This is a genomic window from Acidovorax sp. Root217 (assembly GCF_001428645.1).
GTDB lineage: Bacteria > Pseudomonadota > Gammaproteobacteria > Burkholderiales > Burkholderiaceae_C > Acidovorax.
Genome location: NZ_LMIH01000005.1, coordinates 243,243 through 260,206 on the forward strand (window position 1 = coordinate 243,243; position 16,964 = coordinate 260,206).

The window sequence follows — 16,964 nt, forward strand, 5'->3', positions numbered from 1 at the left end:
CCCTGCCGGGGGTGCGACATCAGCGGATGCCGAGCACCCGGTCCAGCGAGATGTTGCCCGCGCCGCGCCCTGCGATGTACAGCAGCAGCCCCACCCACGACAGGTGGGTAGGCCAGGCATCGGGATAGACAAAGACCTGGATCACCAGTGTCATGCCCAGCAGCGCCAGGGCCGACAGCCGTGTGCACAGCCCCAGCACCAGCAGCACCGGGAACACATGTTCGGCCACCGTGGCCATCTGCGCCGCCAGCTCGGGCGGCAGCAGGGGCAGCTTGTACTCCTCGCGGAACAGCAGGTAGGCGCTGTCCGAAATGGTGAACCAGCCCTCCACCTTGGTGCGTGCCGACATCCAGAAGATCGCTGCGATGCCCACCCGGTTCACCAGGGCCAGCAGGCTGTGGGGCGTGAGCCAGGCCAGCGCATCGGCCAGCCGGCCCAGCCAGTGGCGCGGCCCGGTGGCGGATACGGTGGGCGTGACCTGGGGGAAGGGGGTGGTGTTCATGGGGTGTCCTCGTCAAGGTGGGGTGGGGCGCACAGCGCGCCGGCCTGCAGCAGCTGCGCCATCAGCGCGCCCAGGTCGGCGCCGGGTTCTGCCTGCTGGGCATGGGCTGCAGCCAGCTCCAGGGGCAGTGCCGCAGCGCAGGCGTCCAGGAAGGCGATGCCCGCGCGTGCCAGCGGCATCCACTGCACGGCCCCCTCGGGGCGGGTGAGCAGGGCGCCGTCGCCCTGCCACCGCAACTCGGCATCCAGGGGCGTGCCCTCGCGCTGGCGCTGCCACAGGGTGCTGGCCGGGTGCTCCTCGCTCCAGGCCCAGCGCGCGGCGGGATGTGGGGCCAGGCACAGGCCGGACAGGGCTTCGGGGGACTGCCGGGCCAGCCAGGCGGCGTCCAGCAGGGGGGCATCGGCCGCCAGGTGGCTTTCGGTCCAGCAGCGGTCCAGCCGTGCCACGGCGGGCAGGTAGGGCAGGCCGGCGGCCGCTTCGAAGCCTTGCAGAAAGTGTGCAAAGCCTTCGCCATAGGCCATGAGCCGGCCATCCGTCGGCGGCCGGGCCTGAACGAACAGGCCTGCGGCCGCGCGGAACCATTCTTCGCCCACCAGCGCGCAGACGGTGGGGTAGTTGGCCTGCAGCGCATCGATGCAGGCCTTGTGCACGGTATTGCGGTACACGGCGAAGCCGGGCTGGGACCGCAGGGCGGACAGCCAGGGTGCGGTGTCCGCTGGGTGGGCGCCCTGGGGCATCAGTGCGGCGGCCAGGCCATCCTGGAAGGTGCTCAGCTGCATGGCAGGGCCTCGGTGAGCGCCGCGTGGGCGCGGCCGCGCTCGGCGAGCAGAACCTCAAGCGCCGGCAACTGGTCGTCGCGTTCGATCAGGGTGGGCAGCGGGCCGGTGGTGGCGATCACGCGCTGGTACAGGGCCCATACGGCATCGGCCACCGGGGCATCGTGGCTGTCGATCAGCAGGGCCTCGCCCAACTCGGGGTCGGCATGGTGGCCCGCCAGGTGGATCTCGGCCACGGCGTGCAGGGGAAAGGCGCCGAGGTAGTCCTCGGCGAGGGTGCCCAGGTTGTGGGCGCTGATGTAGACGTTGTTCACGTCCAGCAGCAACTGGCAGCCGGTGCGCCGCACCAGCTCGGCCAGAAAGTCGGTCTCGGCCCAGTCATGGCCATCGATGTGCAGGTAGTGCGTGGGGTTCTCGACGGCGATGGGGCGCTGCAGCACGTCCTGCGTGCGGGCGATGTTGGCGGCAATGCGCGCCAGCGCCGCATGGGTGCGCGGAAAGGGCAGCAGGTCGGGCAGGTAGTGTCCGCGCCACGTGGACCAGGCCAGGTGCTCGGAGACGATGGCCGGCTCGATGCGCCTTGCCAGCGCGGCCAGCCGTGCCAGGTGCGCTTCGTCGGGCGGCGCATCGGCTGCCAGCGACAGCGATACGCCGTGCAGCGCCACCGGGTGCTGCGCACGGATGGCTTCGAGCCAGGCCAGGCGCGGTCCGCCGTCGGCCAGGTAGTTCTCGGGGTGCACTTCCCACCACAGCCCCGGGTCCGTGCACTGCACGGCCTGCGCGTAGTGCTGGGGCTTGAGCCCCAGGCCGGCGGTGAGGTGTGCGGCTGCCATGGCGGCGGGTCTGGTGGTGAACGAAGATCAGCTCTTCATGGGCGTCAGCGTGCCCATGCCCTTGGGCGTCTTGATCGAGGCGCAGGTGCCGGCGGGCACGAACTTCCAGGCATTGGCCTGGTAGTCCACCTTGGAGGTGCCAGCACAGGTGGTGCCGGCGCCGGCGGCGCAATCGTTCTTGCCGGCCATGGACACGCCATAGCACTTCTCCATGGCGGGCTTGGCCGCTTCTGCGGGCTTGGTCTGTGCAATGGCTGCGCCGGATGCGAGTGCGGCAAGGGCCAGGGCGCCAAGGCTGAGGGTGCGTGAGGTCATGTCGGAATCTCCGTAAAGCTGAAGGGTTTGTGGAACAGACCGGATGGATCGCCGGGTGCGGATGCGCCGTGGCTACCGATCTGCGTTGTAATTCGCGCTGTCTGGCGGCCGGGTTACACCAACTGCATCAGAAATCAAAAAAAGTTTTTTTGCACCCGCTGTAACCCGTAGGTCTGGCATTGCGAATACCTGTGAGGGAGAAAACATGGAGATCGAAGAGAGGCTGCGTGGGTTGCTGCTGCTGGGCCTGGATGCCGACGCGGTCGCCTACCAGCGATTTTTGAAAGAGCTGAGCGCGCACCTGCGGGCTTTTCTGCGCAGGCGGCTGTCGCGGCGGCCCGACGAGGTGGAAGACCTGGTGCAGGAGACCTTGCTGGCCGTGCACAACCAGCGCCATACCTACCGGCCCGACATGCCGGTAACGGCCTGGGCGCATGCGATCGCGCGCTACAAGCTCATCGACTGGCTGCGCTCGCACCGGGTGAAGGGTGCGTTGAATGACACGCTGGACGAGGAGGCGGGCGAACTCTTCTCCACCAGCGACAGCGAGGCGGCCGAAGCCCGGCGCGACCTGGGGAAACTGCTGGAGACGCTGCCCGACCGCCAGCGCCTGCCCATCCTGCACGTGAAGCTGGAGGGCCTGTCGGTGGTGGAGACCGCACAACTCACGGGGCTGTCGGAGTCGGCAGTCAAAATCGGCGTACACCGGGGACTCAAGGCCCTGGCCGCCAAGATCAGGGGAATGGCATGAGAACCGAAGAATTGATCCAGTTGCTGGCCACGGATGCCGGCCCTGTGCCTGCACGGGACATAGAGCAGCGCTTTGCGCTGGCGTCGCTGGCCGGCATCGCAGGGGCCGGCGTGCTGATGGCTGCGGTGTTCGGCGTGCGCCACGATTTGGTGCAGACCATGGGCCTGCCCATGTTCTGGGGCAAGCTGGTGTTTGCCGCCGCGCTGGCGGCCGCCGGCATGGCGCTGCTGCGGCGCATGGCGCGGCCGGGCATGGCGGTGGGCCATGCGGCCGCGTTGCTGGCCGTACCGCCGTTGGTGCTGTGGGCCATGGCGGCGGGCACCTTGTCGCAGGCCGAGCCGGCCGAGCGCATGGCGCTGATCTTGGGCAGCACCTGGCGCAGTTGCCCGTTCAACATCGCACTGCTGTCGGTGCCGGCCTTCATCGCCAGCTTCTGGGCCCTGAAAGGGGCGGCCCCCACGCGCCTGGCCTGGGCCGGTGCGGGGGCCGGCCTGCTGTCCGGGGCGCTCGGGGCGCTGGTCTATGCATTGCACTGCCCCGAGATGGCCAGCCCCTTCCTCGCCGTGTGGTACCTGGCCGGCATGGCCCTGCCCACGGCGCTGGGCGCCGTGCTCGGCCCCCGCCTGCTGCGCTGGTAGCGCAGGCCCTCAGGCGTGGTTGGCGGCCAGCCACTGCGCCACGGCTTGTACCCGGGCCTGGTGGATCAGGTCGCCGACCTGCGGGCCGGCCAGGCCCTTCGCTGCGGCTTTCGCTGCAATCTCGCGCGTGACCACCGATTGGGCTGCGGCCAGCACCGCCAGCAGGCGCGGGCGCTGGGGATAGGGGTTTTCTTCCATGCCCAGCCGGCCGCGCGCGTCGCATTCGCAGGCCTGCAAAATGTCGGGCAGCCGGCCCGGCTTGCGCAGCGCGTCGCAGCGCTCCAGCAGGCGCACCAGCGGGGCGGCGGCCAGCTCGCCGCTGCGGTGGATGTTGCCGTGCTCGCGCGCCACCACGTCGGCGATCTCGCGGCAGTCCACGGGCACGCGCAGGCGCTCGGCCACGTCGTGCAACAGCTCGGCGCTGCGCCGCTCATGGTCGATGTGGCGCGGCAGCATGTCGGCCGGCGTCGTGCCCTTGCCCAGGTCGTGCGCCAGGCAGGCAAAGCGCACGGTGAGAGGGGCATCGAGCCGCGCCGCCATGTCCAGCACCATCATCAGGTGGATGCCGGTGTCCACCTCGGGATGGTGCTCGGCGCGCTGGGGCACGCCCCACAGGCGCGCGACCTCGGGCAGCAGCACCTGCAAGGCGCCGCAGTCGCGCAGCACCTCGAACATGCGCGAGGGCTTTTCCTCCATCAGCCCGCGCGCGAGCTCCTGCCACACGCGCTCGGGCACCAGGTGGTCCACCTCGCCGTCTGCCACCATCTGGCGCATCAGCTCCAGGGTCTCGGGCGCCACTGTGAAGTCGGTAAAGCGCGCCGCAAAACGCGCCAGCCGCAGGATACGCACCGGGTCTTCGCGAAAGGCCTCGGTCACATGGCGCAGCAGGCGCGCCTGCAGGTCCTTGCGTCCGCCATACGGATCGATCAGAGTCGCCGGATCTTCGGGGTTCTGGGCGATGGCATTGATGGTCAGGTCGCGGCGCGAGAGGTCTTCCTCCAGCGTCACCTCGGGCGAGCTTTCCACCACGAAGCCACGGTAGCCGCGCCCGCTCTTGCGCTCGGTGCGCGCCAGCGCATACTCCTCGCGCGTCGTGGGGTGCAGGAAGACCGGGAAATCCCGCCCCACGGCCAGGTAGCCTTCGGCCAGCATCTGTTCGGGCGTGGCGCCCACCACCACCCAGTCGTGGTCGTTCACGGAGCGTCCGAGCAAGGCATCGCGCACGGCGCCGCCCACCATATAGATTTGCATGCGCCGGAGTTTAGCGGGGCCCGGCATTGTGAAGACGGCGCGCCACGCCGTATAGTGCGCCCCTCACCCGCCCGGCGCCCGCACCATGTCCATCTCCTCCTCCCTCACCATCGCCCAGCTCAATCCCGACGGCAGCGTGCCGGTGCCCACGCCGCCCGACGCGGCAGCCAATGCGGCCGCAGAGGCCTTGCAGCGCGAGGCGCAGTTCGAGGCCCTGCAGACCCAGGTGGAGGAGTTGCAGGAAATCCTGGCCAAGCCGCTCACCGAAATCCTGGCCGACCGCGAGAAGTTCAAGGACGCCGCTGCCGCCTGGGACTCCTTCGGCGCCATGTGGATGCTGTCCCAGCGCGCCATGAAGCGCGTGGCGCTGGACCTGGCCGCGCAGCAGGGCGTGAGCGAGGAGGAGGTGGTGGCCCGCGCCATGCGCCATGCCACCGACGTGCTCAATGGCGATGGCGAGAACCTGGGAGGCACCATCGCCGCGGCCCAGTTGGCGCATATTGCGCGGCACCGGGCCCTGTTGCGCAAACAGTTCCGCTAGGAAAACACCGGCCGGAAAAAGCTGCGCTCGTAGCTCATGATGCAGCCCGTTTCCTCGGCATAGCGGAAGGCGGCCTGGCATTCGGCATCCTCCATGGACCGCTGGCGATAGACCTCGTAGGAGGCCAGGCTGTCGAAGGTGAACAACGCCAGCGCGATGTTGTTCGCGCCCTCGCTGGGCATGAAGTAGCCGTGGTGCTGTCCGCCGAACTTCTCGACCAGCGGGATCCACAGCTTGCCGTAGTGCTCGAATTCCTTGAGCTTGCGGGTGTCGAGCACGTAGCGCAGGTAGATGGTGACGGCCATGCGCTTCTCCTCAAACGTGGCGCAGGCGGTAGGGTTCCTCGAAATCGAGGAAATCCTTCTCGGCCAGGGCGTCGTCGATCCAGGCCTTGACGCCGGGCAGGGCGCGCACGCGCTGCACATAGGCGGCGATCTGCGGGGGCAGTGGAATGGCGTAGCTGTGCAGGCGCATGCACACCGGGGCAAAGTAAGCGTCGGCAATGGTGAACTCGCCGAAAAGCAGCGGGCCGCCATGCTCCTGCAGCAGCGCGCTCCACATGTCCACCAGGCGCTGCACGTCGGCACGCACACCGGCCTTGTCGCGCCAGATCAGGGCACCGGTCTCGGTCAGGTCGGCCTCGACGTTCATCGGGCAGTTGCCGCGCAGCGCGGTGAAGCCGCTGTGCATCTCGGCGCACACGCTGCGCGCGCGGGCCCGGGCCTTGGCGTCGGCAGGCCAGAGCTTCTTGTCGGGATGGGTTTCGGCCACGTACTCGGCGATGGCCAGGGTGTCCCAGACGACCAGGTCGCCGTCCACCAGCACCGGCACCTTGCCGGTGGGGCTCACGGAGCCCAGTGCGCGCTTGAATTCAGAGCCGGCGTCGAAGCTGTCGAAGCGCACGAACACCTCGTCGAACGCAATGCCAGCCTGGCGCAGCAGCACCCAAGGGCGCATGGACCACGAGGAGTAATTCTTGTTACCGATGTAGAGCTTGGGCATGGTGGCCTCAGATGGTGGCAATAGGGGCAAGACTTCCATGCTAACCCTGCGCAGGCGCCCGCATCAATGACTGATACAGGGGCTTTTGATGCGATTCGTGCATCAAAGCCGGTCTTGCCCCTCTTTTTTGTGCATATAGCAACGGGGGGTGCGGCACAATTGGCCGCTTTGCGGGCAGTTTTCTCTTTCGATCCATCCGGATCGGCGCGGGTGATGCGGTCGTCGTCTTTTTTGTACTTTTTCTTCAGGGCCCTGTGCCTGTTGACTCTGGTGGCTACGCTGCCCCTGGCCGCCCAGGCTGCGGCAGAGCGCGATGTGCCGGCCCTCGTTTCGTCGAAGGCCGGGGGCATGCTGATCGTGCCATTCATGGGCATGTTCGAGGACAAAGGCCGTGTGCTGGACATCGAGCAGGTGCGCACCCCGGAGAACGAGGCCCGTTTCGCCTACCCCGACAACCCGCTGAAGGGCGCCGAGTCGGACCGCGTGCTGTGGTTTCGGGTGCGCCTGCAACTGGCCGACCCGGCGGATGCCCTGCGCGAGTTTTTGCTGCTGGTGCCGACCGTCTCCACCCACGAGCTGCGCTTTTACGGCCCCTACAACGCCCAGGGCGGCGCGCTGGCTGCCCCTGTGGTCACAGGCATGCGCCACCCCTGGGCCACGCGACCCGCGGACTCGGAGCAGATGGCCTGGCGCTTCAGCCTGCCTGACGACCAGATCTACACGGTGTACTTCCGTGTCGAATCGACTTTTGCGCGCTTCTACGCGGCCCGTGTCTGGGACCTGGCCGACTACCTGCAGGACACCCAGGACAAGCGCATGTTCGACGGCGTGTGCTACGGGCTGCTCATGGGCCTGGCGATCTTCAGCACAGTGATGCTGATGGTGTTTCGCGAGAGTATCTACGCCTGGTACCTGGTGTCGTGCATCGGTGCGCTGCTGGCGCTCGCGGGCTTCAACGGGCACACGCTGCGCTACCCCTTTGCCCACTGGCCGGCCGCAGCGGGCTTCTTCTACAGCCTGGCGCCACCGCTGTGGGCCATCTCCAAGCTGATGTTCGGCCGCAGCCTGCTGCGCCTCGCGGACTATGCGCCCCGGGTGGACAAGGTGGTGCTGGCGATGGTGGCGGCGCTCGCGCTGGCTGCGGTCTACGGCCTTCTGGGCTCGCATCCGCTGTGGCTGTTCCGCATGGTGCAGGGCTCGGTAGTGGCTTCCACCGTGGTGCTCACGGTCGGTGCCGTGATGGCGATGCGGCGGCGCTACTGGCCGGCGGTGCTGTACAGCGCGGGGGTGACCATCTTGCTGCTGGGCATCTGCGCCATCGTCGTGGCCAGTTGGGGCTGGGTGGCCTGGACGCCCCAGCAGATGGACATGACGCAGACCGTGCTGGTGGCCGAATCCATCGTCTTTGCTGCGGCCATGGCCTCCCGGGTTCGCCTGCTGCGCCGATCCGAGGAGGCGCTGACCGTGCGCACCCAGGAATTGGTCGAGGCGCTGGGCACCGATGCGCTCACTGGCGCCGCCAACCGTGCGGGTCTCACCAGCCATGGCGAAGCCGCCGTGCGCGGCGGCCAGCCGTTCGCGCTGCTACTGCTCGACCTGGACGGCTTCAAGGGCGTCAACGACACCTATGGCCACGCCGCAGGCGATGCCGTGCTGGTGGCCATGGTGCGCCGCCTGCGCACCCAACTGCGCACGGGTGACCTGGTGGCACGGCTCGGTGGCGACGAATTCGCCGTGCTGATCGCAGGCAGCCCGTCGCGCGACATGCTGGCCGCCATGGCCCGGCGCATGGCGGCCAGCGCCGCCGAGCCACTGGTCTTCGAGGGCCGCTCGCTCGTGGTCGGCATGAGCCTGGGCATTGCCTGCCACCCGGCGGATGGCCGCACCCTGGCTGAGCTGTTGCGCGCCGCCGACAGCGCCATGTACACCTGCAAGCGCCGTGCAGCCGGGGGAGACTGCTACGCTTTTGCGTCGGAGCTTGCGGGTAGTCCATGACCTGCGGCACCTGCCCCGGGGCACGGTGTGCTGCAGGGCCGTTAAACTAATGCACCGCCTGCCCATGGCATTTTCGGGCAGGCGCTGTCCTTGTCTTTTTGAATGGAATGCGAATGAACCCCGCTCCCGAATTCGATCTGTTCGGTGAAGTCCCGATCGCCCCGGCTTGCGCGCCAGCGAAAACCAGCCCGGCGAGCCTGAAGGTCAAGAAGACAGCCAAGGGAACGCTCAGCCCGGCGCAGCAGCGGTTCAACAAGTTGCTGGCAAGGGTGGACAACCTGGGACGGCAGATCCTAGATCTGGAACAAGTCGCTGGCCGGCTGCGGGGGCCCCATCTGGAGGAAATGTCGAAGCTCGAACATGGCATGGCGCTGACGCAGTCCGCCATGCTGCTGTTCCTGCATGAGCGCCTTCAGCGCAAGGGTTTGACGGTGCCGCAGCAAAAATCCGCGCGTGCCATCGTGCAGAGCCTGTTGCCGCAAGTGCGAGGGGAGATGGACGCCGGACAGTGGGACACACTGTTTGCGGAATACTTTCCGCCCGAGATGCAAGCACAACAGGCGCAGCAGCTGCAGGAGGCCAGGGACGACGTTCTGGATGCAGTGGAGGATTTTCTGGGGCGCCCCCTGGACCGGGAAACCTTTGACCACGCGGATTCTCCGCAGGAGTTGCTGGAGGCCGTGATGCGCCGTATGCAGTCCGAGCAGGAGCCGCCGCGCCCTCGGCCGGGGCAGCAGGCCCGGCAGCGCAAGGTGGACCAGCAGATGCAGGATGCCAAGGCCGCGATGCGCAGCATCTATCGTCAACTGGCCAGTGCCTTGCACCCCGACCGGGAGCCGGACGCGGCGGAACGCGAGCGCAAGACGGTGTTGATGGGCCAGGCCAATGCTGCGTATGAACGTGGGGACCTGACCACCTTGCTGCGCCTGCAGTTGCAGGCCAATCGGATGGATGAGGACAGTATTTCCCGCCTGGCCGACGAAAAGCTGGCCGAACTGACCTTGCTCCTGAAGGAGCAGGTGGCGTCGCTGGAGCAGGAGCTGGCCATCGCGGAGCAGCGCCTGGGCGATGAGCTGGGCGTTGCGGTTTCCGCCAGGATGAATGAACCCTTGCTGCAGCTGCGGCTGAAGCTGTTGCAGAACGATCTGGCCGACACCCTGCTGGTCATGCAGCACGATCTGGAGCGGGTGCGCGATGAGGCCGAACTCAAGCGCTGGCTGCGCGAGCAGGCAGCGCTGGCCCGCAAGCAGGAACGCGACGATGCGTCCCTGCTGATGCAGTTCGGCGGCTTTTACTGAGCCATTTTTCGACGGCTCAGTGTTTCCGCGGTGGTCAAATCGGCCAGACCACCCCGTTGTCATTCAGGATCGCATCCAGCGGCAGGTCGTACGACTCCGGCTCGAAATCGTCCAGGTAGCCATTGGTGAAGCCCAGCCCCACGGTGAAGGGCTTGGGCTGCAGCGTGGCCAGGGTGCGGTCATAGAAGCCCCCGCCATAGCCCAGCCGATAGCCGCCGGGCGCATAGCCTATGCAGGGCACGAACAGCAGGGTGGGCACGATGACCTCGGTGTCCTTGGGCTTGGGGATGCCGTAGGCGTCCTCCTCCATGGGGCAGCCGGGGTACCAGGCGTGGAAGGTCAGGGTCTTGTGCTGCTTGTTGACCACCGGCAGGCCGATGCGGCGCAACTGGGGCTCGTCCAGCAGCTCTCCGTCTTCCTTCCAGCGGTGTAGGGCAGGAAGCGGGTCGAACTCACCCTTGATGGGCCAGTAGGCGCCTATCACCGTGTCGGGCCGGTTCACGAGCCAGATGCGCATCACCTGTTGTAACAGGTCGGCCCGTTGTAGGCGATCTGGCAGGTTCAGGCGTTCTTCTATCAATGCGCGCCGCAGGGCTGCTTTGTCCATCAGATAATTCCCCCATGCAATTGCTTCAGATTTTGACACCGCTGCTGGTCAGCGCCGTGCTGGCCACCGCCGCGCCCCTGGTCCAGGCGCAAACCAAGGCCGACGATACCCTGTTGGAGATGCAGCAGGCGTTCAAGCGGGGCGACCGCAAGAAATTAGAGCAATTGTTGCCCGCCGCGCGCGGCCACGTGCTGGAACCCTGGGCCGCCTACTGGGAGCTCAGGCTGCGCCTGGCCGAGGCCTCGCCCTCGGAAATCCAGTCCTTCATGCAGCGCTATGCCGGCAGCTACCAGGAAGACCGCATGCGCAACGACTGGCTGCTGCTGCTGGGACAGCGGCGCGACTGGGCCCAGTTTGCCGAGCAGCACCCCAGCTACCGCATGTCCGACGACCGCGAGGTGCGCTGCTACGCCCTCTTGATCGACGACATCAAGGGCAGCGCGCCGGCGGCTGCGGCCGAAGACGTCAAGCGCAACTGGTATGCCCTGCGCGATAACGACGACGGCTGCACCCACGCTGCCAGCCAGCTGTACGCCAACAAGAAGCTCAGCGCGCTCGACGTCTGGCGCAAGGCCCGCTTCGCGGTGGATGCCAACCGGCCGCGCGTGGTGCGCAATGCCGTGGAGATCGTCGCACCCGATGCCGTGGCCCAGGTCAAGGAGCTGATGGACGCGCCCACCAAGTACCTCACGGGCCGCGCCACGGCCCGGGGCCAGGTGCGCCAGGAGCTGGTGACGCTAGCCCTCGTCAAGCTCGCCTCGGGCGATCCGGACAACGCTGCCGCCCAGCTCGACAGCAAATGGAGCGTGCACCTCTCGCCCGAGGAGCGCAACTGGGTCTGGGGCGTGATCGGCAAGCAGTTGGCCCAGAAGCTGTCGTCCGACGCCAATGGCCACTTCGCCAAGATCACCCGGGACGCCGATCTCAACGACGACCTGCTCGGCTGGAAGGTGCGCGCGGCCCTGCGTGCCGGCCAGTGGAAGGTGGTGCGCAAGGCCATCGACGCCATGAGCGAGGAAGGCCGCCAGGACAGCACCTGGGTGTACTGGAAGGCCCGCTCCCTGCTGGCCGGCAAGCCCAGCGAGGCCGAGCGCGCCGAAGCCCGCCAGCTGCTCGAAGGCATTGCCAGCACGCGCGGCTTCTACGAGCAACTGGCCACCGAAGAACTGGGCCAGCGCATCACCATGCCGCCAGCACCTGCGCCGCTCACGGCCGAGGAAAAGGCGGCTGCGCGCGCCAACCCCGGGCTCAACCGGGGGCTGTATGCCATCTTCATGGGGCTGCGCACCGAGGGCGTGCGCGAGTGGAACTACGCCACCAACCTGCACATCCCCGGCGGCATGCCGGACCGCGAGCTGCTGGCCGCCGCCGATTTCGCCTGCGCCCGCGAGGTCTGGGACCGCTGCATCAACACCAGCGAGCGCACGCGCAGCCTGATCGAGACCAGCCAGCGCTTTCCCACGCCGTTTCGCAACGCCGTGGTGGAGCGCGCCAATGGCATCGGCCTGGACCCGGCCTATGTGTACGGCCTGATCCGCCAGGAGAGCCGCTTCATCATGGACGCGCGCTCGCACGTGGGCGCTTCGGGCCTGATGCAGGTGATGCCCGCCACTGCGCGCTGGACGGCCAAGAAGATCGGCATGAACAACTTCACGGCCGAGCAGATCAACGACCGCGATACCAACATCGCCATCGGCACGGCCTACCTCAAGCTGGCCCTCGACGATTTCGCGGGCTCCATGCCCATGGCCGCTGCGGCCTACAACGCCGGCCCCGGCCGCCCGCGCAGCTGGCGCAACGGCCCCGTGCTCGATGCCGCCATCTGGGCCGAAAACGTGCCCTTCGGCGAAACCCGTGACTACGTGAAGAAGGTGCTGGCCAACACCACCAACTACGCCGCCATGCTCACCGGCCAGCCGCAGTCGCTCAAGAGCCGGCTGGGCACCATCGGCCCGCGCGATGCGGCGGCCCCCGAGGTGAACAAGGACCTGCCCTGACCGAAACAGCCCCGAAGGGGCTGTTTCACTTCATACCTCCGACCACATGCGCAGGAGGTTGTGGTATTGCCCGGTGAGGGACACGGTCTCTTCGGTCTCGCCCAGGCGCGCACGCAGCTTCTGGATGGTCTGGTCCATCTCGAACAGCATGGCGCGGCGTGCATCGTCGCGCACCAGGCTCTGCACCCAGAAGAACGAACACACGCGCTCGCCGCGCGTGACCGGCTCCACGCGGTGCAGGCTGGTGGACGGGTAGAGGACCATGTCGCCCGCAGGCAGCTTGACCTCGTGCGTGCCATAGGTGTCCACCACCACCAGCTCGCCGCCCTCGTAGTCCGCGGGTTCGCACAGGAACAGCGTGCACGACAGATCGGTGCGCAGCGCCGCCCCGTGGGGCAGGGGGCGCACGGCGCCATCGACGTGCAGGCCATAGGTCTCTCCGCCCGCGTAGCGGTTGAACAGCGGCGGCACGGTGCGCAGCGGCAGCGCCGCGCTGAAGTACATCGGATGCGCGGCCAGCGCCTGCAGCACGGTGCGCCCCTGCTCCAGCGCAACGGGGGAGTTTTCGGACAACTGCCGGTTGTTCTTGACCTGCGCCCCTTGCGCGCCCACGGTGGCCCGGCCGTCCACCCAGTCGGCGGCATCGATGGCCGCGCGCATGGCGCGCACCTGCTCGGGCGTGAGGACGTTGGGGATGTGCAGCATCATCGCGATAGGTCTCCAAAAATGGGAAGGCCCCGGGGTTGCCGGGGCCTTGATGGTAGACAGAACTCAGCCTGTCACCTTGCGCTGGGTCAGAACGTGAAGTTGGCCGTCAGGCGCGCCGAGCGGGGGATGCCCGGCGTGTAGCGGTAGCCACTCTTGTTGATGGCCGCCACGTAGTCCTTGTCGGCCAGGTTGTACACATTGAGCTGGATGTCCAGGTTCTTGTTGATGCGGTAGGAGGCCATGGCATCGAACACCCAGTAGGCCTCGGTGTAGGCGGGTGTGCCCACGGCGCCGTCGGTGCCGCGCAGCAGCTTGCCGGCATAGCGCGCGCCGCCGCCCACCGTCAGGCCGAAGGGCAGGCGGTAGGTGGACCACAGCGTGAAGGCGTTCTTGGGCGTGTAGGCCAGTGCCGTGCTGCCATCGGCCGTCTTGGGCACACCGCTGAGCACCTTGGTGTCCATGGTGGTGTAGCCCGCGCTCAGCGACCAGTCGTTGGTGATCGCGCCGATGGCGGTCAGCTCGATGCCCTGCACGCGCTTCTTGCCAGTCTGCACGAAGTTGGCAGCGTTGGTGGGGTCCGTTTCGATGTCGTTGGTGACATCGGTGCGGTACAGCGCGCCGGCCAGGGCCAGGCGGTTGCCCAGCACCTCCCACTTGGTGCCGACCTCGATGGTCTTGGCCTTCTGCGGGTCGAACTTGGGGTTGGCTGCATTGTTGACGGCCACGCTCAGCTGGTTGTTGGCGCCGCCCGGGGGCTGTGCCGACGTGGCGTACAGGGCGTACACGCTGCCGTTGCTGGCGGGCTTGTAGACCACGCCGACCTTGGCTCCGATGAGGGTGTCGGACAGGCTGACCGCCGACGGGGTGAGCACGCCGGCCGGCAGCGCACCTTGCGTCACGGCATCGAAGTCGGTCTTGAACCGGTCCACGCGCAGGCCGCCCGTGATCTGCCACTCTGGCGACAGCTTGGCCGTGTCGAACAGGTAGGCCGCCACGGTGTTGGTCACGCCCTTGGACCACGCGCCGTTGGCGATGCGGTTGAAGCCGGTTACGTTCGGATTGGGGTTGTACAGGTTGGCCGCGGGCATGGAGCCTGCGGGCGCGTACGTGGTGCCTACACTGGCAAAGCCCTGGCCGTAGTAGCCCAGGTTGCTCTGCTCTTCACGCGACAGCTCCAGGCCTGCTGCGAGATCGTGCTGCACCGAACCGGTGTTGACCGTGGTGGTCAGGCTGGTCTGGTTGATGGCGATCTTGTTGGTCTGGTTGACGTTGGTCGGCAGGTTGCGCGTCACCGTCCAGGTGGAGGGATCGTTCGGGTTGGGCGTGGCCAGCAGGGCCGACGCGGCGGTGAGCGCACCGGTGGCGGGGAAGCCGCCGCCCATGAAGGCCGTCAGTCGGTAGTCGTTGTGCGTGCGGCCAAAGCGCGTGGTGTTGCGCAGCTTCATGCCCGAGGCGAAGTCATGCTCGATGCGCGCCGTGACCATGTCCATCTCCACCTTCGCATAGTCCGAGGTGGTGCCGTAGAAGTTGCTCGAATCCACGCGCCCTGCGGTGTTCAGGAAGGTGCGGCGGTTGGCCAGGGCCAGGGCGTCCGGTGAGGTGTAGCCGGGCAGGCCGATGGTGGGCACGCCGCCGTCGGGCACGTTGTCCTGGTTCACGTGCAGGTAGTTCAGGAACACGCGCGTGGGCGAGTTCAGGCCCAAGGCAAGCGAGGGCGCGATGCCCCAGCGCTTGTTCTTGACCAGGTCGCGCCCGGCGACGCCGGAGTCCTCGCTCATCACGTTCAGGCGGAAGGCGGCCCCCGGGTAGGCCTCCAGGGCCTTGTTCCAGTCCACCGTGCCGCGCTTGTACGAGGCGCTGCCCGCGCCCAGCGATGCCGCAAAGCTGTTTTCCAGCGTGGGCTGCTTGCTCACCAGGTTGATGGCGCCGGTAGGGGAGGTGCGGCCCGTGTCGGTACCGGCCGGGCCCTTGACCACTTCGACCTGCTGGATGTTGAACACGTCGCGCGAGACCGATCCCAGATCGCGCACGCCATCGACAAAGATGCTGCTGGAGCTGTCGAAGCCGCGCATGTAGATCGCGTCGCCGGTGCTGGTGTTGCCGTTCTCTCCGAGATAGAAGGTACCGGCGCCGGGGGTGTTGCGCAGGGCTTCGGTCAGGGTCGAGGCGGCCTGCTCGCGCAGCACCTGCTCCTTGACCACCGAGATGGTCTGGGGCGTGTCCAGCAGCGGCTGGGTGAACTTGGGCGAGGAGACGGCATTGGCCTTGTAGTTGTCGGCGGCCGATTCGACCTTGACCTCCTGCAGCGTGCCGCCGGTGGCGGCGGTCTGTGCCTGGGCGGGCATGCCCAGGGCCACGAGGGCCGCCGTAGCCGCCATGCCGACGGGGTGTTTGCGGCTCTTGATGTAAGTGGTGTTGTGCGCCATGAAAGTATCCGTAGGAGTGAGAAACCGGAACTTGGCTGGCTGCAGGGACAACAGGCACGCGGAGAATGCGGCGTGGCAATGTCGGTCGATGGTGGCTGGCTGAGAACCCGCGCAGCCGAACGTACCGATGGCTTGCAGGAATATCAAATGATAACAATTATCATTTAATTGTGGTTACATATGGCAGCATCCAGTCCTCACGGCACCTGAAGATGGTCGAGAAATGTGGCGATGCAGCAACAGCGTGACGCGCAGGGGCACAGAAGGGCTTGAGAAGCCGCCCCTCTGGCAAAGGCAACGGGGTGCGACGTGACCCAGGCGTCTATTTCAGGCGTTGTGCAGCAACTCGCCCCGGCGCACGGCTGCGCCCGAGCGCACCAGGTCGTCCATCAGGCCCTGCAGCCAGTCGTCCTGGCCCTGGTCGCCAAAATGGCGCGCATGCAGCATGCCGAAGTAGGGTGTGGCGAGCGTCCAGGCCGTGAGGTCGGCCAGGCTGATCTGCTGCCACTCGAGCAGCTTGTACTTGAGCAGTACCTTGGCGGCGTAAAGCGCATGCTTGTGCGGGTTGCGCACGAAACCGTCCAGGCGGCGGCGTGCGCCCTCGATGGCGCGCGGTGCGTCGGCAAACACCGGGCCATGGCCCGGGATCACCGTGCGCGGCGCCAGGCGCTCGATCAGGTCGAGCGTGGCGCCCACCTGGGCGAATGCATCCTCGCCTTCGAGTTCGGGGAAGACCACGCCGAAACCGTTCTCCCACAGCGCGTCGGCCGAGATCAGGATCGCATCGCGCGGCTCGAAGAGCACGATGGAATGCGTGTCGTGCCCCGGCGCGGCATGCACCTGCCAGGTACGGTCGCCCAGCAGCACGCAGGACCCGGGGTCCAGCAGGCAGTCGGCACGGAATGGAGGGCACTGCTGGCCGGTGGGGGTGTAGCTCAGCGCGTAGGCGTCCCACTGGCGCACGTGGCGGGCCTGCCCGGGGGGGATGGAAGTGAGCACCCGCGGCCAGGTCTTTTGCAGTGCAGCGTTGCCGCCGCAGTGGTCGCTGTGCAGGTGGGTGTTGAGCACCCGGTCCAGCGGCCTGCCGCCCAGGGCCGCCTGCACCAGGGCCACGGTCTGCTCGGCATGGCTGCAGTAGCCGGTGTCCACCACGGCGGTGTCGTAATGGCCGATGAACAGGATGTTGTTGGCCGATAGCCAGCCGCGTTCCAGCACGGCGATTTCAGGGGGCAGAAAGGGCGCGGCAGAGGCGGGCGTGGGCATCAGGAGGGGACTGGCAGATGACGTGGCGCAGCGGGTGACCCGCTGCTGCGATCTGCCAGCC

17 protein-coding genes are annotated in these 16,964 nt (G+C 67.5%); 6 read left to right on the top strand and 11 right to left on the bottom strand.

All coding sequences use genetic code 11. From position 1 onward, the window contains the following. Positions 1–19: 19 nt before the first annotated feature. From ASE31_RS02710 to ASE31_RS02725, 4 genes are read right to left on the bottom strand one after another with little or no spacing between them, the layout of a single operon-like run. The gene (locus tag ASE31_RS02710) at positions 20–502 is read right to left on the bottom strand and encodes a DoxX family protein (RefSeq protein ID WP_057199980.1); all 483 of its coding nucleotides are present in this window, start codon (positions 500–502) and stop codon (positions 20–22) included. Next, positions 499–1,281 carry a DNA-binding domain-containing protein gene (locus tag ASE31_RS02715; protein ID WP_057199981.1) on the bottom strand — a complete coding sequence of 261 codons (783 nt, stop codon included), beginning with the start codon at positions 1,279–1,281 and terminating at the stop codon, positions 499–501. The genes ASE31_RS02710 and ASE31_RS02715 overlap by 4 nt, the downstream gene beginning before the upstream one ends. Beyond that, complete coding sequence (locus tag ASE31_RS02720) at positions 1,272–2,111, bottom strand: DUF692 domain-containing protein (RefSeq protein WP_057199982.1); 840 nt, start codon at positions 2,109–2,111, stop codon at positions 1,272–1,274. The genes ASE31_RS02715 and ASE31_RS02720 overlap by 10 nt, the downstream gene beginning before the upstream one ends. A gap of 27 nt (positions 2,112–2,138) precedes the next feature. After that, complete coding sequence (locus tag ASE31_RS02725; RefSeq protein ID WP_057199983.1) at positions 2,139–2,426, bottom strand: DUF2282 domain-containing protein; 288 nt, start codon at positions 2,424–2,426, stop codon at positions 2,139–2,141. 205 nt (positions 2,427–2,631) lie between these two features. Between ASE31_RS02725 and ASE31_RS02730 the strand changes: the two genes are divergently transcribed. Both ASE31_RS02730 and ASE31_RS02735 read left to right on the top strand, forming a co-directional pair. Further along, entirely contained in the window at positions 2,632–3,177 is a 546-nt protein-coding gene (locus ASE31_RS02730; protein ID WP_082604000.1) for a sigma-70 family RNA polymerase sigma factor, read from the top strand. Next, positions 3,174–3,815 (top strand): DUF1109 domain-containing protein, encoded by a 642-nt coding sequence (locus tag ASE31_RS02735; RefSeq protein ID WP_057199985.1) that lies wholly within the window; start codon positions 3,174–3,176, stop codon positions 3,813–3,815. Before ASE31_RS02730 ends, ASE31_RS02735 begins: the two co-directional genes overlap by 4 nt. Before the next feature lie 9 nt (positions 3,816–3,824). Here the strand turns inward: ASE31_RS02735 and ASE31_RS02740 are convergent, their stop codons facing one another. Continuing rightward, a complete protein-coding gene (locus ASE31_RS02740; RefSeq protein ID WP_057199986.1) occupies positions 3,825–5,066 on the bottom strand; it encodes a multifunctional CCA addition/repair protein in 1,242 nt (413 codons plus the stop codon). An 85-nt stretch (positions 5,067–5,151) separates the two neighbouring features. On the opposite strand from ASE31_RS02740, the gene ASE31_RS02745 reads away from it, so the two are divergent. Next, the gene (locus ASE31_RS02745) at positions 5,152–5,607 is read left to right on the top strand and encodes a hypothetical protein (protein ID WP_057199987.1); all 456 of its coding nucleotides are present in this window, start codon (positions 5,152–5,154) and stop codon (positions 5,605–5,607) included. Here ASE31_RS02745 and ASE31_RS02750 read toward each other — a convergent pair. Both ASE31_RS02750 and ASE31_RS02755 read right to left on the bottom strand, forming a co-directional pair. Then, positions 5,604–5,912 carry an NIPSNAP family protein gene (locus ASE31_RS02750; RefSeq protein ID WP_057199988.1) on the bottom strand — a complete coding sequence of 103 codons (309 nt, stop codon included), beginning with the start codon at positions 5,910–5,912 and terminating at the stop codon, positions 5,604–5,606. The two genes, ASE31_RS02745 and ASE31_RS02750, sit on opposite strands and share 4 nt — an antisense overlap. A gap of 10 nt (positions 5,913–5,922) precedes the next feature. Next, a complete protein-coding gene (locus tag ASE31_RS02755) occupies positions 5,923–6,609 on the bottom strand; it encodes a glutathione S-transferase family protein (protein WP_057199989.1) in 687 nt (228 codons plus the stop codon). Positions 6,610–6,879: 270 nt separating this feature from the next. On the opposite strand from ASE31_RS02755, the gene ASE31_RS02760 reads away from it, so the two are divergent. Then, the gene (locus tag ASE31_RS02760) at positions 6,880–8,604 is read left to right on the top strand and encodes a diguanylate cyclase (RefSeq protein WP_235514235.1); all 1,725 of its coding nucleotides are present in this window, start codon (positions 6,880–6,882) and stop codon (positions 8,602–8,604) included. 113 nt (positions 8,605–8,717) lie between these two features. Continuing rightward, positions 8,718–9,902 carry a hypothetical protein gene (locus ASE31_RS02765; RefSeq protein ID WP_057266405.1) on the top strand — a complete coding sequence of 395 codons (1,185 nt, stop codon included), beginning with the start codon at positions 8,718–8,720 and terminating at the stop codon, positions 9,900–9,902. A gap of 34 nt (positions 9,903–9,936) precedes the next feature. On the opposite strand, the gene ASE31_RS02770 is transcribed toward ASE31_RS02765, so the two are convergent. After that, positions 9,937–10,509, bottom strand: coding sequence for a 5-formyltetrahydrofolate cyclo-ligase (locus tag ASE31_RS02770; protein ID WP_057199992.1), 573 nt, complete (start codon positions 10,507–10,509; stop codon positions 9,937–9,939). Positions 10,510–10,523: 14 nt separating this feature from the next. Here ASE31_RS02770 and ASE31_RS02775 point away from each other — a divergent pair, with 14 nt between their 5' ends. Further along, positions 10,524–12,506, top strand: coding sequence for a lytic transglycosylase domain-containing protein (locus ASE31_RS02775; RefSeq protein ID WP_057199993.1), 1,983 nt, complete (start codon positions 10,524–10,526; stop codon positions 12,504–12,506). Between the two features lie 30 nt (positions 12,507–12,536). Here ASE31_RS02775 and ASE31_RS02780 read toward each other — a convergent pair whose 3' ends face one another. The 3 genes from ASE31_RS02780 to ASE31_RS02790 all read right to left on the bottom strand — a co-directional run bounded on the left by ASE31_RS02780 (position 12,537) and on the right by ASE31_RS02790 (position 16,903). Next, positions 12,537–13,214 carry a Fe2+-dependent dioxygenase gene (locus tag ASE31_RS02780; RefSeq protein ID WP_057199994.1) on the bottom strand — a complete coding sequence of 226 codons (678 nt, stop codon included), beginning with the start codon at positions 13,212–13,214 and terminating at the stop codon, positions 12,537–12,539. An 86-nt stretch (positions 13,215–13,300) separates the two neighbouring features. Further along, entirely contained in the window at positions 13,301–15,640 is a 2,340-nt protein-coding gene (locus ASE31_RS02785) for a catecholate siderophore receptor Fiu (protein ID WP_057199995.1), read from the bottom strand. Between the two features lie 327 nt (positions 15,641–15,967). Further along, positions 15,968–16,903: an MBL fold metallo-hydrolase gene (locus ASE31_RS02790; protein WP_057199996.1), complete on the bottom strand. Its 936-nt coding sequence runs from the start codon at positions 16,901–16,903 to the stop codon at positions 15,968–15,970. Positions 16,904–16,964: the final 61 nt, after the last annotated feature.